Source organism: Janthinobacterium sp. BJB426, assembly GCF_002735705.1.
In the GTDB taxonomy this organism is placed as follows: Bacteria; Pseudomonadota; Gammaproteobacteria; order Burkholderiales; family Burkholderiaceae_D; genus Janthinobacterium.
Genome location: NZ_PDZL01000062.1, coordinates 1 through 652, shown reverse-complemented (window position 1 = coordinate 652; position 652 = coordinate 1). Strand labels below are relative to the sequence as shown.

Below are 652 nucleotides of genomic sequence, written 5' to 3'. Positions count from 1 at the left end.
ACTGCATGAAGTTGGAATCGCTAGTAATCGCGGATCAGCATGTCGCGGTGAATACGTTCCCGGGTCTTGTACACACCGCCCGTCACACCATGGGAGCGGGTTTTACCAGAAGTAGGTAGCTTAACCGTAAGGAGGGCGCTTACCACGGTAGGATTCGTGACTGGGGTGAAGTCGTAACAAGGTAGCCGTATCGGAAGGTGCGGCTGGATCACCTCCTTTCTAGAGTTTGCACGAATCAGAAATGATTCACGCATCAAATGTTCACACTTATCGGCTGTTTAATTAAGAAGAAACAGTAGTCGTAGTAGCACCGCGTTGGGGCTGTAGCTCAGCTGGTTAGAGCACCGTGTTGATAACGCGGGGGTCGTTGGTTCGAGTCCAACCAGCCCTACCAGCTAATTAGTAATATCTCAGGGGGATTAGCTCAGCTGGGAGAGCACCTGCTTTGCAAGCAGGGGGTCGTCGGTTCGATCCCGTCATCCTCCACCACGTTTTACTCGAAAGTGCAAACGTAAGCCAGTCAATAAGACTTGGGTTTAGGTTTGATCTTTTAGCGATCAAAGCTGTTTCGTTCTTTAACAATCTGGAAGAAGTAAAGATTATTTATTGATCGGTTTGCCGTAAAAAGCAAATCGATGGGTAATGATTGTAT

Annotated in this window: 2 tRNA genes and 1 rRNA gene; all 3 read left to right on the top strand. The window is 48.2% G+C overall.

Going from position 1 to position 652, the window contains the following annotated elements:
* Positions 1-219, top strand: a 16S ribosomal RNA gene (locus CSQ93_RS28550); the annotation flags it as partial.
* Between the two features lie 98 nt (positions 220-317).
* Positions 318-394: transfer RNA gene (locus CSQ93_RS28545), tRNA-Ile, on the top strand.
* A gap of 19 nt (positions 395-413) precedes the next feature.
* Positions 414-489 (top strand) — tRNA-Ala (locus tag CSQ93_RS28540).
* Positions 490-652 lie beyond the last annotated feature (163 nt).